The sequence below is a fragment of the Streptococcus sp. FSL E2-3494 genome, assembly GCF_038007085.1.
GTDB lineage: Bacteria > Bacillota > Bacilli > Lactobacillales > Streptococcaceae > Streptococcus > Streptococcus thermophilus.
The window spans coordinates 1-2,806 of the sequence record NZ_JBBOWN010000007.1; the positions used below are offsets into that span (position 1 = coordinate 1).

Below are 2,806 nucleotides of genomic sequence, written 5' to 3' on the forward strand. Positions count from 1 at the left end.
TGTTTTTGAGCAACGTGAACAAATGACTGAAAAACAAAAGCAGGATCATCAGAAATTTTATGATAATATAGAGTATGTCTATCAAAATATTTTAACGGTACTAGAAGGAGAGACAGCATAATGACAAATAATCGTTTTGCTCAATTAAGGGACACCTTTGATATGGAGCTACCTAAAAAACGAAAACAATCATTAGGTAAAGAAGTAGCGGCACAAAAATCACCTGACAGCTACGATAAAAAGGGACGTTACCCCTTTTCATTACATTATGATGTCCGTTATAAAAAACTCGAAGAGTTGGTTTCCTATCATAAGGCGAAGTCTGCCTCAGATTATTTAGAAAAATTGATTATCCAAGAGTGGAATAAACTACAACGTAAATTAAAGGATTAAGGAGAAACTGATGAATTATCTTTCAACCATGAGTGATATTCCTGAGTTTGCGACAACAGTTTTAGAGAGTGGGCAGTTTTATGTACCTAGACCATTGATGGAACATTGCCTTCCTGAGTTTGGTGCTAATGGAGTTACAGCTTATGCTTTGTTGCTAGATCGGTTACGTAAACCAATAGATTTTATCTATAAAGGTCAAGATGATGAAGGGAATATTTTTATTTACTTCTCAAATGAAGATTTGGCTGAAGCACTAAATTGTAGTAAAACGACAGTGATTTCGGTTAAAAAAATTCTGGCACAAAAACACCTTATCGTAGAAGTAAAGCAAGGTTTAGGGCAGCCAAATAGAATTTACTTGACTGATGAAATCTTGTCATATTATTAGTAAAAATTAGGAGACTGATTATGATTGTTTTTGTTTCCCTCAAAAAAATGGTTCAGACTTTATGGTGGTTGATTGTAGCAATTGCTCTCTATATTTTCTACCAGACAATTGGATTAAATATGTTTTTCTTACTAGTCATTGGATTGTTAGCGTTAAAATTTGTTCCTGTGCTGTTTTTACCAATTCTTCTAATTGCAGTGGGTGTTCATTTTTCAGGTGACTTTTCATTCATTGCAGACTTTTTGGAAGCAGGGATCGTTATGATTGTAGGTATTCCATTTGTCTTTATAACTTAGATGTTTATCAATGATCAAGTGAACCTTCTCAAAGATTCTAACAAGCTAAAAAATAAAACGAATAGAACATAAGAGCTTTCCATTTTGTGGAAGGCTTTTTCTTTACAGAATAAAAAGAAATTTGAAAAGGTTCCAGTAAATTTATAAAATAGGGCACGTTATTCTAATTTATGGGAGAGAGTCAATGACAAACTTTGATGAACGAGAACTTAAAGAACAACTGCTTGCCCAAAATGCCCTTGATTTTTATGATTTTGTAGCTAAATACGATGAGCAAATGGTTCCAGTGATGAAAGCTAGAGGATACACCTGTATTCACTCAATGGAACGAACAGTTGCTTTTACCTTTGGAGAGTTTACGTTTCGCCGCCGCCGATGGAAGAAAGGGGAAGACTGGTTTGTTCCAGTGGATGAGAAACTTGGGTTAAAAAAGAATGTGCGTTTCTCCTGGGAATTTATGTATCAGGTTGCTAGACTATCAACGATGATGCCTTATGAAAAGGTAACTCAGGTTATTCAGATGACTTACCATATTACGATTACAAAGCCTACCGTTGTTCAAGCAGTTAAACTGTGTGATCAGCTGCTGGCAGAACGTGCAACCTATCGTTTTTATGAAGATACTGATGGCAGAGAGAAGCATAAGGTAGATGTGATTTATATTGAAGGTGACGGTGTGATGGTCAAGGCACGTGACGTAGATACGGATAACCGTCACTATGATTTATCGCATTTTGTAGTTCATACTGGAAGTCATAAAGTTGGTAGTAATCGTTTTGAGCTAAAAGATAAAAAGGAGTTTGTTGGTTTGGATAATCGGTTGGCTAGAGAGCAAGTATTAGACTATCTCTATAACACCTATGAGATAACCGAAAGAACACTTCTTATTACTAATTCTGACGGTGGTCACGGTTATACACCATATGTATTTAAGGAAATTGCTAAGGCCTTGAAAATTAAACGTCACGAACACTTTTGGGATGAATACCATGTTAACCAAAAGATAAAATCCTTTTTTAAACCTTATTCAGAAGAGCTTCTGGATAGAGCTTTTCAGGCGATTAAGCAGCATGATAAAGGGAAACTTCGCACAGTTTTTGATACGACAGAAGCATTGATTTCAACCGAAGAAGAACTAGAGACTTTTAAGGAGTTTAAGAGAAAGCTACTCAATAATTTTCAATACACTAAGCCAGCTGAATTAAGAGGGTTCACTCATGCAGGGATAGGTATTATGGAGTCTCAACACCGTAAAATTACTTATAGAATGAAGAAGCGTGGTATGTACTGGACAGTGTGGGGAGCAGAGACAATGAGCCGTATAATTGTTCTCAACTATGAGGAACAACTCAGAGATTTATTTTTTGGTTCCTGGAGAGAGGAATATGAAAAAATGACTGAGCTAGAGTCTGTTTCGGCAGGTGTAATCAAGTCAAAACTTAATCGGATTGAGCGTGTATATAAGCTACGTCGCTTTAGTAAGCGAGAAGGAAAACGAGGACTTCGTTTTGGTAATTAGATAAAAAGTTATACAACAAGTTATATAACAATAACCTTTCAAAAAGAAAGGCTTTTTGTGCTACAATTCTAAAGAAAATACTTGCTTGGTGTGCCTATGTGTGTTATAATTTATATAACTTAATCGAATAAAAAAAGTGGCACGCCTCCTACAGCGTACCACTTACCGAGTAAGAACCATCACTTCTTACTCAGTCTCTAATTTATGATA

General features: G+C 35.7%; 4 protein-coding genes and 1 pseudogene. All 5 read left to right on the top strand.

Annotated elements, in window-relative coordinates; all coding sequences use genetic code 11:
* A pseudogene (locus tag NST05_RS10975) lies at positions 1–121 on the top strand (ParA family protein); the annotation flags it as partial.
* Positions 121–393 (top strand): hypothetical protein, encoded by a 273-nt coding sequence (locus tag NST05_RS10980; RefSeq protein WP_340725831.1) that lies wholly within the window; start codon positions 121–123, stop codon positions 391–393. The pseudogene NST05_RS10975 and the gene NST05_RS10980, both read left to right, overlap by 1 nt.
* 10 nt (positions 394–403) lie before the next feature.
* Entirely contained in the window at positions 404–781 is a 378-nt protein-coding gene (locus tag NST05_RS10985; RefSeq protein WP_003045977.1) for a replication initiator protein A, read from the top strand.
* A gap of 20 nt (positions 782–801) precedes the next feature.
* Positions 802–1,077, top strand: a complete 276-nt coding sequence (locus tag NST05_RS10990) for a hypothetical protein (protein WP_003045979.1) — start codon at positions 802–804, stop codon at positions 1,075–1,077.
* Positions 1,078–1,261: 184 nt separating this feature from the next.
* Positions 1,262–2,596 (top strand): ISLre2 family transposase, encoded by a 1,335-nt coding sequence (locus NST05_RS10995; protein ID WP_003045982.1) that lies wholly within the window; start codon positions 1,262–1,264, stop codon positions 2,594–2,596.
* Positions 2,597–2,806: the final 210 nt, after the last annotated feature.

What these genes read in the sequence shown, in the direction of transcription:
- NST05_RS10980 (WP_340725831.1), top strand. Translation starts at nt 121, where the DNA reads ATGACAAATAATCGTTTTGCTCAATTAAGGGACACCTTTGATATGGAG.
- NST05_RS10985 (WP_003045977.1), top strand. Translation starts at nt 404, where the DNA reads ATGAATTATCTTTCAACCATGAGTGATATTCCTGAGTTTGCGACAACA.
- NST05_RS10990 (WP_003045979.1), top strand. Translation starts at nt 802, where the DNA reads ATGATTGTTTTTGTTTCCCTCAAAAAAATGGTTCAGACTTTATGGTGG.
- NST05_RS10995 (WP_003045982.1), top strand. Translation starts at nt 1,262, where the DNA reads ATGACAAACTTTGATGAACGAGAACTTAAAGAACAACTGCTTGCCCAA.